Source organism: Stenotrophomonas sp. LC732 (genome assembly GCF_052446685.1).
Lineage (GTDB): Bacteria > Pseudomonadota > Gammaproteobacteria > Xanthomonadales > Xanthomonadaceae > Stenotrophomonas > Stenotrophomonas muris.
On the sequence record NZ_CP199214.1, the window covers coordinates 3,912,429 to 3,930,532 of the forward strand.

The following is an 18,104-nucleotide window of genomic DNA, read 5'->3' on the forward strand; positions in this document are numbered from 1 at the left end:
GACACTGTAGAGCCGAGCCATGCTCGGCTGCCGCTGGCGGGATACCGCAAAAAGCAGAGCCGAGCATAGGCTCGGCTCTACAGGCGAATGGGCGCTGGCGTCAGAACGCCGGCAGCACCGCGCCCTTGTACTTGGTCTCGATGAAGGCCTTCACCTGCGGGCTGGTCAGGGCCTTGGCCAGCTTCTGCACGCGGGCGTCGTCCTTGTTGTCCGGGCGCGCGACCAGGAAATTCACGTACGGCGAGTCCTTGCTTTCGATCGCCAGCGCATCCTGGGTCGGGTTGAGGCCTGCGTCCAGCGCGTAGTTGGTATTGATCAGGGCCAGGTCGACCTGGTCCAGCACGCGCGGCAGCATCGCCGAGTCCAGCTCGCGGAACTTCAGGTTCTTCGGATTGGCGATGATGTCGCGCTGGGTCGCCAGTGCGTTGGTCGGGTCCTTCAGCTCGATCACGCCGGCCTTGTGCAGCAGGATCAGCGCGCGGCTGTTGTTGCTCGGGTCGTTCGGGATCACCACGTCGGCGCCTTCGCGCAGCTCGGCCAGCGACTTGACCTTGCGCGAGTACGCACCGAACGGCTCGATGTGCACGCCGATCACCTTCACCAGGTCGGTCTTGCGGTCGCGGTTGTAGGCATCCAGGTAGGGCTCGGTCTGGAAGTAGTTCGCATCCACCTGCTTCTGCACCAGCTGGTCGTTGGGCTGCACGTAGTCATTGAACACCCGCACGTCCAGGTCCACGCCTTCCTGCTTGAGGATCGGCTTGACCACCTCGAGGATCTCGGCATGCGGCACGGCCGTGGCGGCCACCACCAGCTTCTGCGAGGGCTCGCCGGACTTGCCGCAGGCGGTCAGGGCCAGCGCAGCGGCGAGCAGGGGCAGCAACAGGGTCTTTTTCATGGGGGATTGAATTCTCGGGGGAGTGTCAGGAGTTTTCGTAGTTGCTCAGGGCCAGCTCAAGCAACGCCTTGGCCTGCTCGCGCAGCATCATGGGCTCGACGATCTCGGCATCCGAGCCGTAATGCAGCACATCCATCAGCAGCTCGCGCGAGACGCTGTACGGCACCTTCAGCTCATAGCGGCCGTCGGCCAGGAAGCGGCCCTGCTGCTTGGAATGCCAGTGCTCGTCGGCCACCCAGCGCGCGGCCTTGGCGCTGAACAGGATGGTCGCCCAGCCCTTCGGCGCGCCAGAGAAGATGCCGTAGCTGGCGCCGAGCTGCTCGTCCAGCTCGCTGTCGGCGACGTCGCGCGCGGTGCTGTCGACCACCCGCGCCTTGTGGATGCGGTCGACCGCGAAACTGCGCAGGGCGTCGCGGTCATGGTCCCAGGCATCCAGGTACCAGTTGTCGCGATAGTGGGTCAGGCGCTGCGGCGAGACGGTGCGCTTGGTCGGCTCGTCGGTGGAACGGGCACGGTACTCGAACGCCAGCTGGCGGCGCTCCAGCACGGCCGATGCGACGCTGCGGAAGCTGCCTTCGTCAAACTTGCGGCCACGGTGCGGAATCACCCGCACGCGGTCGACCGGCCAGCTGGACACGCCGGCCTGGGCCGCCAGCAGGCTCTCGATGCGTTGCTGCAGCGGTGCCAGCACCGACGACAGCACACCACCGCCGGTCCGCGCCAGCAGGTGCTGCGAGGCCAGCAGGGCATGCAGCTCCTCCGAGCTGAGCCACAGGCCGGGCAGCTCGAAACGGTCGCTCTCGTCAGCCTGGTAGCGGAAGCCCGCCTCGCCGTCGCCCTCGATCGGTGCCATCAGCGCATCGCGCAGGAAGGCCAGGTCGCGGTAGACGGTGGCGCGGGAACAACCGAGCTTGTCCTGCAGGGTCGCCACCGTCACCGGATAGCGCGCGGACTTGAGCAGACGATGCAGGGCGGTGATGCGTTCGTATCGGTCCATACCCCCGATTATGTCCGAGTCGCGGGTCTTGTGTGGGACGTTTGGGCTATCGTGGTCGCCCCCACCCCCATGGAATGCCCGATGCGCCGGTTGCCTGCCCTGTCCCTGCTGGCCTGCCTGCTGCTGGCCGCCTGTGATCGCGCGCCGGCGCCGGCCGGCGCCGAGCCCCCGGTACCCGTCGCCGATCCGACGCAGGCGGTGCTGGGCGCCAGCCAGCGTTTCGCGGCCCTGCGCAGCTTCCACGCCGAACTGGAGGTGCTGGGCGCACCACAGCCGGTGCGCAGCGCCATGGACTTCGTCGCGCCCGATCGTTTCCGGGTGGAAACTCCGGCCGGTCCGCAGACCATCATCGGCGACACCATGTTCCTGCAAGTTGACGGTGCGATCCGCCAGGTGCCGACCCCGCCTGGCCTGCTTGAGCAGTGGCGCAACCCGCTGCCGGCCGATGCCCTGTCCGCCGACCTGAAGGCCGAAGACCTCGGCAGCCAGTCGCTGGACGGGGTGCAGACCCGGCATTACCGGCTGCGCGGCACCCAGCCCGGCGAACGCCTGGAGTACTGGGTGGATGCTCAGGGCCTGCCACGCCAGATCGTACGCAGCGGCAGCAGCAATGGCCGCAGCTTCCAGCTGCGCCTGCGCTATTCGCGCTTCAACGACCCTGAGGTGCGCGTCGATCTGCCCTGAATAGGCGACCGCGCCAACGTTCGCTGAAGCGCGCATTGGATCGATTCGGACCGCCATCACGCTTCCAGTATCATCACCGGCTGTCAACCGTTCCGGAGAAGCCTCGATGTCCCTGCGCGTGTCCCTGCTGATCCCCCTGCTGCTGTGTGCGCCGCTCGCATACGCACAGGATGCCTCCGAACTGGCGGCGATGTCCTCGCCGTGGAGCGGCAGTGGTGGCGAGCTCGGGTTTGCCTCGGCACGCGGCAACAGCAGCACCGAGAGCTTCAACGGCCGCCTGCGCCTGCGCTACACCGACGGTGACTGGGTGCACAGCATGGACCTGTTCGGCCTGCGCTCCAGCTCCAAGGTGACCGAAACCAACGACGACGGCACCACCACCCGCCGCAACAACACCACCGCCAACCGCTACACCGGCAGTGCCGGCAGCGCGCTGCAGCTGGGCGAACACCGCCAGCTGACCGCGACGGTGCGTACGGAACGCGACGACTTCGCCACCTACGACCGCCAGAGCTCGTTCGGTCTGGGTTACGGCACCCGCCTGTGGAACACCGAGCGCTTCTCGTTCGACGCGCAGATCGGCCCCGGTGTGCGCCGCACCCACAGCACCGAGGACGACCGCACCCGCACCGGCCTGATCGGCCGTGGCCTGTTCGACATGAAGTATTCGCTGACTGACAACACCGACCTGGTCAACACGCTGCTGGTCGAATCCGGTTCGTACAACACCTTCGGCCAGAACGACTTCGGTGTCTCGGTGAGCATGAACGAGCACCTGGCACTGAAGGCCGGCTGGCAGGCGCGCTACAACAGTGACGTGGCCGAAGACAAGCGCAAGACCGATACGCTGACCACGATGAACGTGGTCTACAAGTTCAAGTAAGCAGAACGGGCGCCCAGGGCGCCCGTTCTTCTTCCGGTAGTGCCGGCCGCTGGCCGGCAACTGCGTTCAAGTGGTGGCACGCGGTTGCCGGCCAGCGGCCGGCACTACCGGCGGTAGCTCAGACGTTCAGCAGTTCGCCGGCACCGGCTTCCAGCAGCATTTTCGCCACGCGCTGGCCCAGCGCCTCCGGATCCCGGGCCGGTCCCACCGCCTCGGCGCGCACCGCACGACCATCGCTGGCACTGCCGACCAGGCCCTGCAGGTGCAGGTCGTCGCCCTGCCACTGCGCGATGGCCGCCACCGGCACGTGGCAGCTGCCATGCAGCGCGCGGTTCATCGCCCGCTCGGCTTCCACGCAGGCGCGCGTAGCGGCGTCATCAAGCGTGGCGAACAGCGCCATCAGGCGCGTATTGCCACCGTCGCACTCCACCGCCACCGCGCCCTGCGCCGGTGCCGGCAGCCACTGCGGCGGCTGCAGGCGCGCGACGATGCGCCCGCCCAGGCCCAGGCGCTCCAGGCCGGCCACGGCCAGCACGATGGCGTCGTAGCCACCATTGTCGAGCTTGGCCAGGCGGGTGTTGACGTTGCCGCGCAGGTCCAGCAATTCCAGATCCGGGCGCAGCGCGCGCAGCTGGGCCTGGCGGCGCAGCGATGAGGTGCCGACCCGCGCACCGATCGGCAGCGCGTCCAGCGAGGCGTACAGGTTGGAGACGAAACCATCGGCTGGATCGTGGCGGGTCAGCATCGCCGGCAGCGCGAAGGGTTCGTCCAGTTCCATCGGCACATCCTTCAGCGAGTGCACGGCGCAGTCGGCCTCACCGCGCAGCATGGCCAGCTCCAGCTCCTTCAGGAACAGGCCCTTGCCACCGATGGCGGCCAGCGAGCGGTCGAGCACCTCGTCACCGCGGGTGCTCATCGGCACCAGTTCCACATGCAGCCCGGGATGGGCCTGGCGCAGGCGGTTGGCGACGTGTTCGCTTTGCCAGAGGGCGAGCGGGCTCTTGCGGGTGGCGATGCGGACGGTTTCCATCCGGTCATTATCGCGCCTTCGGCGCGGATACGGCCAACGGCGGAGCCCCTCGTGGCTGGCGGCGGGGTCGTGAAAGCAACAGCCGCGCTTGGCCGGGGCGGTGGGGTCATGAGGGGACGCCGTGAACCCATCCCTGGGGGCTTGGCCGCGGCATCCATGCCGCAGACACCCCGCATGACCCCACCGCCCCGGCCCCTGACAGTTTCCGTGTGCGCCAGCCACGGAAGATCAAAAAAAGAGTGCAGAAGCAAAGGCAACAGCCGACGGCTTCCGGGGTCAGATCCCTTTTCCGCAGGAAAAGGGATCTGACCCCTCTTCCCCCACCCGATAACAACAATGCCTTTGCCGTCCGACGCGGGAAAAACGAGAGGGTTGGGCCGGGGTGGGGTGGCGGGACCGTTGGCGCCATGGATGGCGCCATCGAGCTTACATGGATGTACTTGCAGCGTGTCCCGCCGCCCCACCCCGGCCCGGCCCAGCACGTAGAAACAACGAGCCATGACCCGCTGTTGCTGTTGCTGTTGCTGTTGATTTCATAGCAGTCGCGGCCGCAGGCCGCGCGGGACCACTCACAGATGCCGCAGTTCCTGCTTCAGCGTCGCCACACAGCGGCGGCTGACTTCCAGCGGCTGCCTGCCATGCCGCAGCACCGCCTGCACCTGCCCGCCGGAGCCGCGCCGCAGCTCCACCAGCTCGTGCCGCGCCACCAGGCAGTTGCGATGGATGCGGATGAAGCGGCTGGCGAACTCTTCTTCCAGCGACTTCAGCGATTCCTCGATCAGGTCCTCGCCGCGCGCGTGGTGCACCACCACGTACTTCTCTTCGGCCTGCAGGTAGTGGATGTCGTCCAGCGGAATCAGCCGCAGGCTGCCGCGCAGGCGTGCGCACAGTACGCTGCGTGCCTGCTGCCCGCTGTGCGCCTGCGGCTGGCCATCGCGACCGGCCAGGAACGTGCGTGCCCGTGCAATCGCCGCTGCCAGGCGTTCGGCGCGCACCGGCTTCATCAGGTAATCGATGGCTGCCGCTTCGAAGGCCGACAGCGCATGCGCATCGTAGGCAGTGCAGAACACCACCGCCGGCCGCGGTTCGAAGCTGGCCAGGTGGCGGGCTGCTTCCAGGCCGTCCAGCCCAGGCATTGCGATGTCCAGCAGGACCAGGTCCGGCTGCAGTTCCGCGCACGCGTGCAGGGCCTGCTCGCCGTTGCCGGCCTCGGCCACCACGTCCACGCCGTCCTGTGCGGCCAACAGGCTGCGCAGGCGCTCACGCGCCAGTGGTTCGTCATCGGCGATGACTACCCTCACGATCGTCCCCTCACTGGATCGGCACTGTCACCTGGCAGGCATAGTAGCCCTCGCTCCAGCCAGCCGTCATCCGCGCGGCACTGCCAAAGCGCCAGGCCAGCCGATGGCCGATGCTGTGCTGGGCATGGCCAGCCCCCCGCGCCAGGGCCAGCCCGGGCGCCTGCGGATCAGGCGCGGGATTGCGCACGCGGATCTGCAGATCGTTGCCCTCGCGCAGCAGCTGCAGCTCGATGGTGCCGCCCTCGGGCAGGCGCGAAATGCCATGCAGCACGGCGTTTTCCACCAGCGGCTGCAGTACCAGCCTTGGCAATGGCAGGTCCCACGGCAGCGGCTCGTCACGCTGCCAGCGCACCTGCAGGCGTTCGCCCAGGCGCAGCGATTCGATCGACAGGTAGCGCTCGGCCAGTTCGCATTCGTCGCGCAGGGTGGAATCGCCCTCGCCTGCACCGAGCGCAGCACGGAACAGATCGGACAGGTCGAGCACGGCACGCTCGGCCACCGCCGGGTCCCGATGCAGCAGGCTGGCGATGAGGTTCATGCTGTTGAACAGGAAATGCGGGCGGATGCGCGCCTGCAGCGCATCGGCCTGGGCGCGTGCATTGGCCTGCACCTGGGCGGCCCAGCGGTCGCTGACATAGAAGTAGCGCAGCGCCAGCGCGGTGATCAGCGCGGTGGTGGCGGCGCTGCCGAGGGTGAAGCGCCAGAAGCTGATGCCGTTGGCGAAGCTGTCACCCAGCACCGCGTACAGCGCGTGCACGATGCCGGCGCAGACGACCGCGATCAGGGCCGCCAGTGCGATGGCAGCGACCGCCCCCATCACCTGCGGCAGCCTGGACAGCGCCTGCCGCAGCAGGCACAGGCTGGCGGTCACGGCCAGCGCCAGCCACAGCGCGAAGCCGCTGGCCGACAGCAGCTCGCCAACGGTCCAGTGGCGGCTGCCATCCGGGGCCAGGGCCAGCACCACCACCACCAGCTCGGCCAGGCCCAGCATCGCCGCCAGCCGCGGCAGGCGGCACAGTTCCGGCATCCACGGCGATGGGCTGGCCAGGGGCATGGCTCAGGCCGCGCCCAGCCGTTCCTGCAGCCAGTCACCCAGTGCCTGGATTTCCTCGGCACAGACCTGGTGGGCCATCGGGTAGCTGTGCCACGCCACGTCCAGGCCCAGCGTACGCAGCGCCTGTGCGCTGTGGGCCGCCACGGCCTGCGGAATCACCGGGTCGCCACTGCCATGGGCCATGAACACCGGCACCTGCACCGCGCCTTCAACGCGCGTGGCACTGTCGGCTTCGGGCAGATAGGTGGACAGGGCGATCACGCCGGCCAGCGGCGCGGTACGCGACAGCGCAGCAGTCAGGATGATCGCACCACCCTGCGAGAAGCCGGCCAGGAAGATCTTCTCCGCCGCGACGCCACGCTCGATCTCGCGCGCGATCAGCGCGTCCAGCTGCACCACCGATTCCTGCACGCCGGCCATGTCGGCACGCGACCGGAAGTCCATGCCGACGATGTCGTACCAGCCGCGCATGGGCACGCCGTTGTTGATCGTGATCGGCCGCACCGGTGCGTGCGGGAACACGAAGCGCAGCGCCGGCCAGTGCGGCCGCACCAGCTCCGGCACGATCGGCGCGAAATCATGGCCATCGGCGCCGAGGCCGTGCAGCCAGATCACCGACCACTGCGGCGAGGCGCCGGTTTCCTGTTCCACCGTTTGCAGCATGATGCGGCTCCTTCAAGTTCGAGCCGCATTATGCCGCTGGCGTGGGGCAATCAGTACAGCGGCGGTTGCTCGGCCGCTTCGCGCCGCAGCTGCGCGGCGCGGACCAGTACCGGTGGCGGGATGTTCTCTTCGGGAATGTCCAGCAGGCCCAGGCGATGCAGGAAGGCGCCCGGACCACGCGAGGAGGTCAGCGCCACCACCGGAATGGCCAACACCATGCCGATCACCACCGGCGCCATCCACGCCGCCAGCGACGGCGACACGGCCCAGGCCAGCACGCCCATGAAGGCGCCGAACACACCCAGGCCACCGTAGCCGCGGATCAGTGCCAGCCACGAGATGCCGCCGTCGTCACGCTGCTGCGCATCCCAGCCGGAATCGCGGCCGGACAACACTTCGGCCACGCCCCGCGACTGCACGTACATCACCACCGGCGCCATCAGCGCGGCCAGCACGGTTTCCACCAGCATCGACACGAAGGCACGGATCGCACCGCCGCAGCCACGGCGGTCGACCGGGTCCAGCAGCATCGCCAGGTAACCGAGCACCTTGGGCAGCAGCAGTACCGCCATCGTGGCGGCGAACAGGCGCACCACCTGCTCTTCGTCCTGTGCGCGCCAGTACACGCTGGGCGACAGGTGCAGCAGGGCATTGAAGTCGATGCCCTCCTGGAACAGCGGGATGGCGATGCCGATCAGCATCAGCATTGCCCACATCGGTGCGGTGAAATAGTGGCCGATGCCGATCAGCATGTGCGTGCGGCTGATCCAGTGCAGGCCGCGGCTGCCCACGACCTTGCCGTGCTGCAGGTTGCCCTGGCACCAGCGGCGGTCGCGAACCAGCAGATCGGTCAGCGTCGGCGGGCCCTCTTCATAGCTGCCACCGAGGTAGGGCACCATGTGCGCGGCCCAGCCGCCACGACGCATCAACGCTGCTTCGACGAAGTCATGGCTGAGCACGTGGCCGCCGAACGGCTTGCGCCCCGGCAGCGCCGGCAGGCCGGCGTGGTCGGCGAAGGCGCGGGTACGGATGATGGCGTTGTGGCCCCAGTAGTTGCTCTCGGCGCCATGCCACCAGGCCACGCCACGAGCGATCACCGGCCCGTACACGCGGCCACCGAACTGCTGCATGCGTGCGAACAGGGTGCGGCCGCCGATCACCGACGGCAGGGTCTGGATCAGGCCGACGTCGGCGTTGTGCTCCATGCCGGCCACCAGGCGCACGATGCTGTCGCCGGTCATCAGGCTGTCGGCGTCGAGGATCAGCATCTGCGGGTAGGCACCGCCGAAGCGACGGACCCAGTCGGCGATGTTGCCGGCCTTGCGCCCGCTGTTGTCACCACGGCGGCGGTAGAACAGGCGGATCTGCCCGTCCGGCACCCGCTCGCGCAGCTCGCCGAACACCCGCTCCTCGGCAGCGGCGATGTCCTCGCGACGGGTATCGCTGAGCACGAAGAAATCGAATCGGCCGAGCTGGCCGGTGGCCGCCACCGACTCGTAGATCGCCTGCAGGCCCGCCAGCAGGCGGCGCGGGTCTTCGTTGTAGGTCGGCATCAGCAGCGCGGTGCGGCTGTGCACGGTCGGCAGCGGCTTGTCCGGGTCGATGCCGAGGCGATAGCCACGGTCGAACACGGCGGTCAGGAAGCCGGCCAGGGCGCTGGCGAAAGACAGCGCGATCCAGGCAAACAGGCCAACGAACAGCACCAGCAGGCAGGCTTCGAGCACGCTGATGCCATTGGCCGACAGCACCCGCCACATCATCCGCGTGGCCACGGCGGTCATGCCGAGCGTGCCACCGAAGATGTACAGCCGGCGCAGGCCGATCAGGCGCGGCGACGTGCGATGCCGCCGGACCTTCAGTGCACCTTCGCGCAGGGTCTGTTCGGGCATCTGCAACGGCGATTCAGCGGGCAGCAGCGCCCAGCCGGCGTCGAGCCGGGGCGTTTCTGCTTCCGCATGGATGGTCTGCACCCCCATCGCCGCCTACTCCGCGCCGTCGGCACGGCCGGCCATCCCGGCCGGGCTGCATGCACCAAGGTTCCCGGCGCGCTTTCCCGGCGCCCGCACTTGTCCAGACTGTGTCGGCTTCAGGCCGCACAGTCGATGTCTGTCACTACCGGAACCCACACGATCTCCAACGGGGCGGAATCGAAAATGCGGCCCAGTCTAGGGCGCTGAATGTAAGCCGGGTGCGAAGGCCTACGCCGGGATTTATCCCCATTCAGCAAATAGCAGGCGATCACGTCGGGGGATGGCCAGATGTCATTGCATCGCCCCGGGTACTGGATCGTATCAAACGCGAACGGTTATCATTTCATTAACCAGGCAGGTCACCGTCTTCCCGCACGGCCGCGACCCACCCAGCTGCGCCGGTCCACACCGCGCGCACCGACGACCCACGGAAGGGTGGCTGCCTGCTGTCTGCCTGCGCCTGCTGCTTCCACCGGGTCACCCCACCTCCCATGGAAGCCGCCATGTCCCCATCGTCCCGTTCCCGTTCCGCGCGCCTGCCGCGCACCCGCCTGGCCCCTGCCCTGGCCTCCGCCTGCCTGCTGGCCCTGCCAGGCCTGGCCGCTGCAGAGGCCGGCGCCGATGCCTCCACCAAGGATCTGGATACCGTGGTGGTCACCGCCTCGGGCAGCCAGCAATGGATCAAGGATGCCCCGGCCAGCATCAGCGTGATCAGCCGTGAGGACATCGAGCGCCAGCCGGTTCCCGACCTGGCCACCCTGCTCAGCCGCGTGCCGGGCGTGACCGGCGGCCTCAGCGCCGTCGGCGAACAGTCCAAGATCAAGCTGCGCGGCATGCCGTCCAACTACACGCTGGTGCTGGTGGACGGCAAGCGCATGGGCAGCTCGGCCGCGACCAACTACCGCCCCGACCTCGGCCGCCAGGACCTGAACTGGATCTCGCCCGACCAGATCGAACGCATCGAAGTGGTGCGTGGGCCGATGTCCTCGCTGTACGGCTCCGACGCCATGGGCGGGGTGATCAACATCATCACCCGGCGCATCGGCGACGAATGGAACGGCAGCGCCACCCACAGCTACACCCGTCCCGGTGATGGCAAGCGCGGCGATACCCAGCAGATCGGCGCGACCTTCTCCGGCCCACTGGGCGAACGCTTCGGCCTGCGCATCGGTGCCAACAGCATGCGCCGTGATTCGGACCAGTCCAACCACGGTGTCTACGGCAATGCCTACGCCGGCGAGAAGGACCGCACTGTCGATGCGCTGCTGCAGTGGAAGCTGAGCGACGCACAGGAACTGTCGCTGGAGGCCGGCCATGGCGTGCAGCAGGCCTTCATCGATGCGTCGCTGGAAAAGCAGGACGAAGGCGCCTGGGGAGCCAGTGAGCTCAAGCGCAGCTCGCTGGCGCTCAACCACGATGGCACGTGGAGCTTCGGCACCTCCAGGCTCAGCGCGTACTGGACCGAATACAAGAACGACATCGGCGCCACCGGCCGCTCAGAGGCCACCGACACGATCATCGAAGGCAGCCTGACCACGCCGTTCACTCTGGGCGTTGAACACCAGTTTGCCGTGGGTGGGCAGTGGAAGCGCCAGGAACTGACCAACACCGATACCATCGGCCGCGCGCCGATCGACTACGCCGGCAACGCCGTCAGCGGCTCCAGCCTGGAAGTGGATACTTGGGCGCTCTTTGTCGAAGACGAACTGAAGCTGCACCGCACCCTGGCCCTGACCGTGGGCGCGCGCCTGGACCACCATGAGAAGTTCGGCGGCCACGTCAGCCCGCGTGCGTACCTGGTCTGGCATCCGGCCGAACAGTGGACCATCCGCGGTGGCGTCTCCAAGGGGTTCCGTGCGCCCAGCCTGACCGAGAATTCGGCCACCGCTGCCACCCAGTCCGGCGGCCGTGGCTGCACCTCGCTGATCCCGCTGGGTTATACCCGCGGCGGGTGCTACATGGCCGGCAACCCGGACCTGGATCCGGAAACCAGCACCAACCGCGAGATCGGCATCAGCTTCGACAATGACCTGATCGATGTTGGCGTGACCTACTTCCACACCGACTTCCGGAACAAGATCGAATACGCACCGCTGGGCCGCTTCAACGGCATCTGGTGGACGCGCATGAGCAACGTGCAGCGCGCGCGCACCAGCGGCATGGAAGGCAACTTCAACGTCCGCTTCGGCGAGCAGTGGCGCTGGCGCACCTCGGCAACCTGGATGAAGGAAGCCAGGAACCTGACCACCGGCCGCAACCTGATCGATACGCCGGAATTCTCCGGCTACTCGTCGCTGGACTGGACGCCGAATACGGTGTTCTCCGGCAGCCTGTCGGCGCAGTACACCGGCAAGCAGACCGGCACCGCCACGACCTTCCTCAAGGCCTACACCCTGTATGACCTGACCGTGGCATGGAACGTCAACGAGGTGCTGACCCTGCGCGGTGGCGTCAGCAACCTGGCCGACAAGAAGCTGTATGCGGAAGGCTCCACCGACTACTTCGTCGCCGGGCGCAGCTACTTCCTCAGCATGACCGCGCGCTTCTGACCGGCGGCACGCGCCGTGATCGCGCTGGCGACATGCCAGCGCGATCGACGGTATTGCGGGTTACTCGCTTTCCAGCGCGGCCGGTGCCGCGTCCCGCGTGGCGGCCGTGCGCGCACGGTCCATCGCCACCGCCAGTTGCTGGCGTGCGAGCAGTTGTTGTGCCTGCACCACTTCAGGTGTCGGCAGGAGCACCGGTCCCGGTGCGTTTTCCGGTGTAGCAGGTGTGGTCATGCAACCTCCATGGACATCCCGCCGCCGCACGGGTCCAACCGGGGCGGCAGCGGAACTGCGCACCCTATCCTAAAAACAAGGCGGGCGGGTGACGGTGCGGCACCCGGCCGCAGCACGTGGAACACGGCACGCGTCACATTTTTGACGGCAGCCCTTGGATCCTGAATAGGACTTGCCTTATCATGAAAACGTTTTCTCACAGGGATGTTTCCCCCAAATGAATACCACTGACCTGTCCCAGTTCAGCCCGAAGTGGCAGTTCCGCTTCAACTTCTTCCGCCAGCATGGCGCGCCCAAGAATCCCGGTTTCAAGCAGGCCTGGAAGGCGCTGTCGTTCGGTGACCGCCTGAAGATCAACCTGAACTTCTTCGCGTTGTTCTTCGGTGCGATCTACCTGTTGATCCTGGGCATGTGGCGCAAGGCGCTGGTGGTCATCGGCATCAACATCGCGCTGGCCATCATCAGCATGTTCCTTCCCGACGTCGTCGGGCGCATGCTGTTCATCGCGATGAATCTGCTGGTCGCCTCCAGCACCAACTACAGCTACTACCTGGAGAAGGTGGAAGGTCGCGCCAGCTGGAACCCGTTTGAAGGAATGTTCTAAGCCATCAGACCGGCGCAGGGATGCGCGGCAAGGACGCAACCGACGCCCGGCCCCCGCCGGGCGTCTTCATTTGCGCGATCAGGCCGCGCGGCGTGCCACGGCCGCCGGCTCGGCCTGCAGGCGGAAGCGCGACACCGCCACCGCCAGCTGCTCGGCCTGCTCCTCCATCGCGCGCGCGGCGGCACTGGCTTCCTCCACCAGCGCGGCGTTCTGCTGGGTGGTTTCGTCCATCTGCACCACAGTCTGGTTGACCTGCTCGATGCCGGCCGATTGTTCGCGCGACGCGGCCGAGATCTCGGCCATGATCTCGTTGACCCGACCGACCTGACCGACGATGTCCTGCATGGTGCGCCCCGCGCCGTGCACCAGCTGCGCACCGGCACCGACCTGGGCCACCGAGGCGTCGATCAGCTCCTTGATCTCCTTCGCAGCACCCGCCGAACGCTGCGCCAACGCGCGCACTTCACTGGCAACCACGGCGAAGCCACGGCCCTGCTCACCGGCGCGCGCCGCTTCCACTGCTGCGTTCAACGCCAGGATGTTGGTCTGGAACGCAATCCCATCGATCACCGAGATGATCTCGGCGATGCGCTGCGAAGACGCCTCGATCTGCTCCATGGTGTGCACCACCTGGCTGACCACCTGGCCGCCTTCGCTGGCCACGCCCGCCGCGGAACCGGCCAGCGCGTTGGCCTGCAGCGCGTGGTCGGCGTTCTGGCGCACGGTGGAGGTCAGTTCTTCCATCGACGCGGCGGTTTCCTCCAGGTTGGCAGCCTGCTGTTCGGTACGGCGCGACAGGTCGCTGTTGCCGGCAGCGATCTCACCGGCGGCCAGGCGGATGCTGGCTGCCGACTGCTGGATCTGGCCGACGATCTGGGTCAGGTGCTGCACGGTGCTGTTGGCATCGTCGCGCATCACCGCAAACACCCCATGGAAGTCACCCTGCATGCGGGTACTGAGGTCACCGCCGGCGATCGCGCGCAGCAGCGTCGACAGTGCGGCCAGGTTGTGGTCGCTGACTTCCATCATGGTGTTGAGGGTCTCCACCATGCGGCGGAAATCGTGGTCGAAGCGCAGTGCATCACCGCGCACGGCGAAGTCACCGGCGGCGGCCGCAGCGGCAAGCTGCTGGATCTGCTCGTTGATCGCGGCCAGGTTGCGCTTGGTGGTCGCCATCGCAGCGGTGAACACCGCCTTCTCGCCCGGCAGTGCTTCCATGTCCACGCTGAGGTCGCCGACGGCATAGCGCTGCATCACTTCAACCAGGCGCTGGGTGATCGCGTTGCTGGAGGCCACCAGCTGGTTGCTGTCGGCCACCATGCGGCCGTACTCGCCCGGGAACGCCGCGGCATCCATGCGGTAGCTGAGTTCACCGGCATCGTGGCGGCGCGCCATTTCGGCCTGCGCAGCCATCACCGCCTGCAGCTGGCCGCGCATGCCCTGCATCGCGTCCAGCAGGCGCCCCACTTCGTCGTTGCTGCGCGCTGGCAGGGTGCTGTCCAGCTTGCCGGCGGCGACGTCACCGGCCACGCGCACCGCTTCGGCCAGCGGGCGGATCGCCAGGCGGCGCAGCAGTATGTAGACACCGGCGCTGAGGGTCAGCGCGGCGATCACGCCGACCAGCAGGGTCAGCCACAGCAGCTGGCGCGCTTCGGCCACGATCACCGCATGCGGCATCACCACGCCCAGCGCGAAGCGCTGCGGGGCATCGCCCACGCGCAGCGGCACATACACGCGCACGTTGCCGGCCGCATCGGGGCTGAAGGCCTCGAAGGGGCGGTCGGCGGCGATCTCGGCCAGCATGCTGCGGGTCAGTGCGTCGTTGCGAGGCTTGCCGATTTCGGCGGCATTGGCCGAGGCCAGCACCACGCCCTTCGGCGACAGCAGTTCGACGCGGCCGGCCCCCATCGGCTTCAGCGTGGCCAGGTGCTTCTGCAACGCTGCCAGCGAGAAGTCGACGGTGAACACACCGAGGAACCTGTCGTTCTCGATGATCGGCGTGCTCAGCGTACTCATCAGCACCTGCTGCCCGGCGATGTCATAGGCATACGGTTCGCTCACTTTCGGCAGCTTGTCGCGGCTGGGCACCATGTACCAGTCACCGGAACCGCTGGCGGTCTCGGTGTAATCGGTCATCACCGACTGCTGCGGCTTGCCCTCCTGCCAGGCCCAGTAGCTCATGTAGCGGCCGGTGGCATCGTGCGCCTCGGTGTTGACGAACTCGGCATCCTTGCCGTCGAAGGCATCGGGCTCCCACATGGTGCTCTTGCCCAGCCATTCGGGATGGGCGCGCAGCTGCTCGCCCAGCACCGCCGCCAGGCTGGCGCGGTCGGGCACGTCACCACGGGCGCGCTGGGCCAGCACGCCTTCAACCATGGCATCGTTGCTGGCAAAGGCGGTGCCCAGATCGGCCGCCACCTGGCGCGCCTCAGCGGTCGCCTCGCTGGTCATGGTCTGGCGCGAGGCGCTGATCAGGCTGGCGCTGGCCTGTCGGTAGATCAGGAACGCGGTCAGGCCGAAGCACAGCAGCGCGATCGCGGCGGTGCCCAGCATCAGCTTGTGGGCGATGCTGCCCGGGCGGCGGGCAGCGGCGGAACGGGAAGAAGGCATGGGAGGGTCCGCAAGGCAGTTCAGGACGACCGGCACCACGAAGGCACCGCGCAGGCGCGCGATCCGTCGCGCAGGCCACCGGCCGCCGGGCGGGCCCGGCGCTGGAAGCGCACCGGGTTAGCGGCCGCCCGCCAACGAGGTTGAGGCGACCGGCCTGCACATTCCTGAATCTGCTCAGGGTCGGGTCAGCCACCCGTCCGTCGCGATGGCCTCACTCGGCCACGCGGTCCTTGATCCACTGCGCGCGCGGCAGTACCTCGATGCTGCCGACGGCATACTGCTGCAGCACGTCGTCCGGCCCGAAGCACGGTTGCCAGCCCAGCTCACTGCGCAGGCGGGCACTGTCGTAGACACGGTCGATGCTCAATGGCAGCGGCCAGCCACGGCGTTCGAACTCGGCCAGCAGCTGCGGCGCGCGACGGGCCAGCACGCTGCGCGGGTGGGTGGCCAGTTCCAGGCAGTCCTCGCGCCGGAACGGCGTCGGTGCGCAGGCGAGATAGCGGGCGAATCGGGCGCCTTCGTCGAGCAGCAGTGCAGCGTGTGCGCTGGCCACATCGCGGGCGTCGATGCCGCGATGCAGGCGGAACATCGCCATGCGCTCGGGCGGTTCCGGGAAGCACCGGCCCATGCGCAGCACGCGAACGCTGAAGCCCGGCGTGGCGGCAGCTTCAGCCAGGGTCTCGGCCTGCAGCTTGGTGCGATGGTAGATCGTGCGCGGCAGTGGCTCGGTGTCTTCGTCGATCCAACGGCAGCCACCGGCTACCACGGCATGGCCGTACAGCGCGGTGGTGCTGGTCAGCACGAAACGCCGTGCGCCGGCTTCGCGTGCGGCCTGCAGCAGGTGCGCGGTTGCCTCCACGTTGATCTGCTGGAATACCGCGTCCGGCACCAGGCCGACATGCGGAGCATGCAGGGCCGCGGTATGGATGACCGCGTCCACGCCCTGCACCGCACGCGTGACCGCCTGGCGATCGGTGACATCGGCAATGATGCGCGTGGTGGCGAACGGGCTGCGGTCCAGCCCCACCACTTCGTGGGCGGCCGCCAACGCACCGAAGATCGCGCGCCCGATGCGCCCGGAACTGCCGGTCAACAGAATCTTCATTGAGTCCATTCACTCGAAGCGCCCGGGAACTACCGGGATGCTTCGATTCTAGGCATGCATTCGCGCATCTGCGATAGGACAGCCATGCAATCGTGCGTTCATCTTGACGACCTCGCAGGCGCCAGCAGTTGCCGCGCGATGAACAGCGGATCGTCGCCGCCGGCCACATCAGGCCTCACGCCGGTGCCTTCCCAGTTGCCGCCGGTGCGCAGATTGATCGGTTGCCGGTCGGGAATGCTGATCTGATAGCCATCGGGCAGCAACACAGGATCACCAAACATATGCGCGGCACCGCCACTGCGCGTGCCGACAATGCGCGCGCGGCCCAGGGCCTGCAGCGAATAGGCGACGAACTCGGCCGCCGAACCGGTACGCCGGTCGATCAGCACCACCAGCGGCTTCAGGTACACAGGCAGGCTGGCAGGCGGCAGCGGTACCGGCGTGCGCCGGCCACGCTGGTCCAGCTGCTGCACCGCGCCGATCTTCGCGTCCAGCAGCGTGCGCACCAGCAGGTCGGCACTTGCATCGTCGCCTCCCCCGTTCTGGCGCAGATCCAGCACCAGGCCATCGGTGTCGGCCAGCAGCGTGAAGGCCGCAGCGAACTTCGGCCGCGCCAGATCCAGCGGGTAAAAAGTACTCAACCGCAGGTAGCCAATGTTGCCTTCCAGCACCCGCACCTCGCGCACACCGGCACCATTGCTGCGGGCATCGGCACGCCAGGCCATCAACCAGTCGTCCTGGCCGGCAGCTGCGTCCACGCGCTCAACGTGGAAGTGGCCATCGAACATGTCCAGGTCCTGGTTCAGGCGTGCGCTGAACGCAGCAGGATCCGAACAGCTGTCCGCATACCGCTGCTGCGCCGACCAGCTGCGCAGGGCATCGGCGATGCGGGCGGCCTCCGCCTCGTCCAGGTACTGCGCCTGCACGGCGCTGGCGGCCGCCTGCAGCACCGCATCCTGCGCCGGGCAGGCCGTCGCCAGCAGCGCGCCGAGCATCCAGGAGACCGCCATCATCCACCCCGCATTGAGGATATATAAGCGCTTATATATCATCCCGCTCATGGATCTCCAACACGCCACACTGGGTACCCTGCTGCGCGCCCTGCTCGACCAGCTGGACCCGGCCGTCGAGCAGGCCTACCGGCACCTGCAACTGGACTACCGGCCGCGCTACACGCCGGTGCTGCGCACGCTGATGGCGCAGGGCCCCTGCCGGATCAAGGACCTCGCGCTGGCCTGCGGGCTCAGCCATTCGGCGCTCAGCCAGACCGTGGCGGCGATGGTGCGCGATGGTTGGCTGCACACTGCCAATGGTGACGACGGGCGCGAACGCATCCTGCAGTTGAGCCCGCGCGCGCAGCGCGCGATGCCTGTGCTGCAGGCGCAATGGCAGGCCACCGCAGTGGCGGCACGCAGCCTCGATGCCGATCTGGGGCAGTCGTTGGAGCAGGTGCTGCGCAAAGCACTGGTGGCGCTCGAACAACGGCCCTTCGCACAGCGCCTGCAGGACGCCCGCCGGCGCTGAGGCG

The 18,104-nt window shown here is 67.8% G+C and carries 16 protein-coding genes; 5 read left to right on the top strand and 11 right to left on the bottom strand.

Features of this window, described 5'->3' with window-relative positions:
* Positions 1-100: 100 nt before the first annotated feature.
* Positions 101-895, bottom strand: coding sequence for a MetQ/NlpA family ABC transporter substrate-binding protein (locus tag ACT6SE_RS18460; RefSeq protein WP_014648506.1), 795 nt, complete (start codon positions 893-895; stop codon positions 101-103).
* Positions 896-920: 25 nt separating this feature from the next.
* Positions 921-1,892 carry a helix-turn-helix transcriptional regulator gene (locus ACT6SE_RS18465; RefSeq protein ID WP_014648507.1) on the bottom strand — a complete coding sequence of 324 codons (972 nt, stop codon included), beginning with the start codon at positions 1,890-1,892 and terminating at the stop codon, positions 921-923.
* Between the two features lie 81 nt (positions 1,893-1,973).
* Between ACT6SE_RS18465 and ACT6SE_RS18470 the strand changes: the two genes are divergently transcribed.
* Entirely contained in the window at positions 1,974-2,576 is a 603-nt protein-coding gene (locus ACT6SE_RS18470) for a LolA family protein (protein WP_046432653.1), read from the top strand.
* Positions 2,577-2,682: 106 nt separating this feature from the next.
* A complete protein-coding gene (locus tag ACT6SE_RS18475) occupies positions 2,683-3,459 on the top strand; it encodes a DUF481 domain-containing protein (RefSeq protein WP_032961276.1) in 777 nt (258 codons plus the stop codon).
* 118 nt (positions 3,460-3,577) lie between these two features.
* Here ACT6SE_RS18475 and hemC read toward each other — a convergent pair whose 3' ends face one another.
* The 5 genes from hemC to mdoH all read right to left on the bottom strand — a co-directional run bounded on the left by hemC (position 3,578) and on the right by mdoH (position 9,483).
* Positions 3,578-4,489, bottom strand: coding sequence for a hydroxymethylbilane synthase (gene hemC, locus ACT6SE_RS18480; RefSeq protein WP_014648510.1), 912 nt, complete (start codon positions 4,487-4,489; stop codon positions 3,578-3,580).
* 569 nt (positions 4,490-5,058) lie between these two features.
* On the bottom strand, positions 5,059-5,790 hold the full coding sequence (locus tag ACT6SE_RS18485; protein WP_014648511.1) for a LytR/AlgR family response regulator transcription factor: 732 nt from the start codon (positions 5,788-5,790) through the stop codon (positions 5,059-5,061).
* Positions 5,791-5,800: 10 nt separating this feature from the next.
* Entirely contained in the window at positions 5,801-6,844 is a 1,044-nt protein-coding gene (locus tag ACT6SE_RS18490; protein ID WP_414615637.1) for a sensor histidine kinase, read from the bottom strand.
* A gap of 3 nt (positions 6,845-6,847) precedes the next feature.
* Positions 6,848-7,507: an alpha/beta hydrolase gene (locus tag ACT6SE_RS18495; RefSeq protein WP_046432661.1), complete on the bottom strand. Its 660-nt coding sequence runs from the start codon at positions 7,505-7,507 to the stop codon at positions 6,848-6,850.
* A 50-nt stretch (positions 7,508-7,557) separates the two neighbouring features.
* A complete protein-coding gene (gene mdoH, locus ACT6SE_RS18500) occupies positions 7,558-9,483 on the bottom strand; it encodes a glucans biosynthesis glucosyltransferase MdoH (RefSeq protein ID WP_041863849.1) in 1,926 nt (641 codons plus the stop codon).
* Positions 9,484-9,980: 497 nt separating this feature from the next.
* Here mdoH and ACT6SE_RS18505 point away from each other — a divergent pair, with 497 nt between their 5' ends.
* Entirely contained in the window at positions 9,981-12,026 is a 2,046-nt protein-coding gene (locus tag ACT6SE_RS18505) for a TonB-dependent receptor domain-containing protein (RefSeq protein ID WP_046432664.1), read from the top strand.
* 60 nt (positions 12,027-12,086) lie between these two features.
* Here ACT6SE_RS18505 and ACT6SE_RS18510 read toward each other — a convergent pair whose 3' ends face one another.
* Entirely contained in the window at positions 12,087-12,257 is a 171-nt protein-coding gene (locus ACT6SE_RS18510) for a hypothetical protein (RefSeq protein WP_005419553.1), read from the bottom strand.
* Positions 12,258-12,474: 217 nt separating this feature from the next.
* Between ACT6SE_RS18510 and ACT6SE_RS18515 the strand changes: the two genes are divergently transcribed.
* The gene (locus ACT6SE_RS18515; protein WP_046432666.1) at positions 12,475-12,861 is read left to right on the top strand and encodes a DUF2628 domain-containing protein; all 387 of its coding nucleotides are present in this window, start codon (positions 12,475-12,477) and stop codon (positions 12,859-12,861) included.
* 78 nt (positions 12,862-12,939) lie between these two features.
* Here ACT6SE_RS18515 and ACT6SE_RS18520 read toward each other — a convergent pair whose 3' ends face one another.
* The 3 genes from ACT6SE_RS18520 to ACT6SE_RS18530 all read right to left on the bottom strand — a co-directional run bounded on the left by ACT6SE_RS18520 (position 12,940) and on the right by ACT6SE_RS18530 (position 17,586).
* Entirely contained in the window at positions 12,940-15,471 is a 2,532-nt protein-coding gene (locus tag ACT6SE_RS18520; protein WP_046432669.1) for a methyl-accepting chemotaxis protein, read from the bottom strand.
* Positions 15,472-15,682: 211 nt separating this feature from the next.
* Positions 15,683-16,576: an NAD-dependent epimerase/dehydratase family protein gene (locus tag ACT6SE_RS18525; protein ID WP_014648518.1), complete on the bottom strand. Its 894-nt coding sequence runs from the start codon at positions 16,574-16,576 to the stop codon at positions 15,683-15,685.
* Between the two features lie 98 nt (positions 16,577-16,674).
* A complete protein-coding gene (locus tag ACT6SE_RS18530; RefSeq protein WP_046432677.1) occupies positions 16,675-17,586 on the bottom strand; it encodes a S41 family peptidase in 912 nt (303 codons plus the stop codon).
* Between the two features lie 49 nt (positions 17,587-17,635).
* Here ACT6SE_RS18530 and ACT6SE_RS18535 point away from each other — a divergent pair, with 49 nt between their 5' ends.
* Positions 17,636-18,100: a MarR family winged helix-turn-helix transcriptional regulator gene (locus ACT6SE_RS18535; protein ID WP_014648520.1), complete on the top strand. Its 465-nt coding sequence runs from the start codon at positions 17,636-17,638 to the stop codon at positions 18,098-18,100.
* The last annotated feature ends 4 nt before the right edge of the window (positions 18,101-18,104 follow it).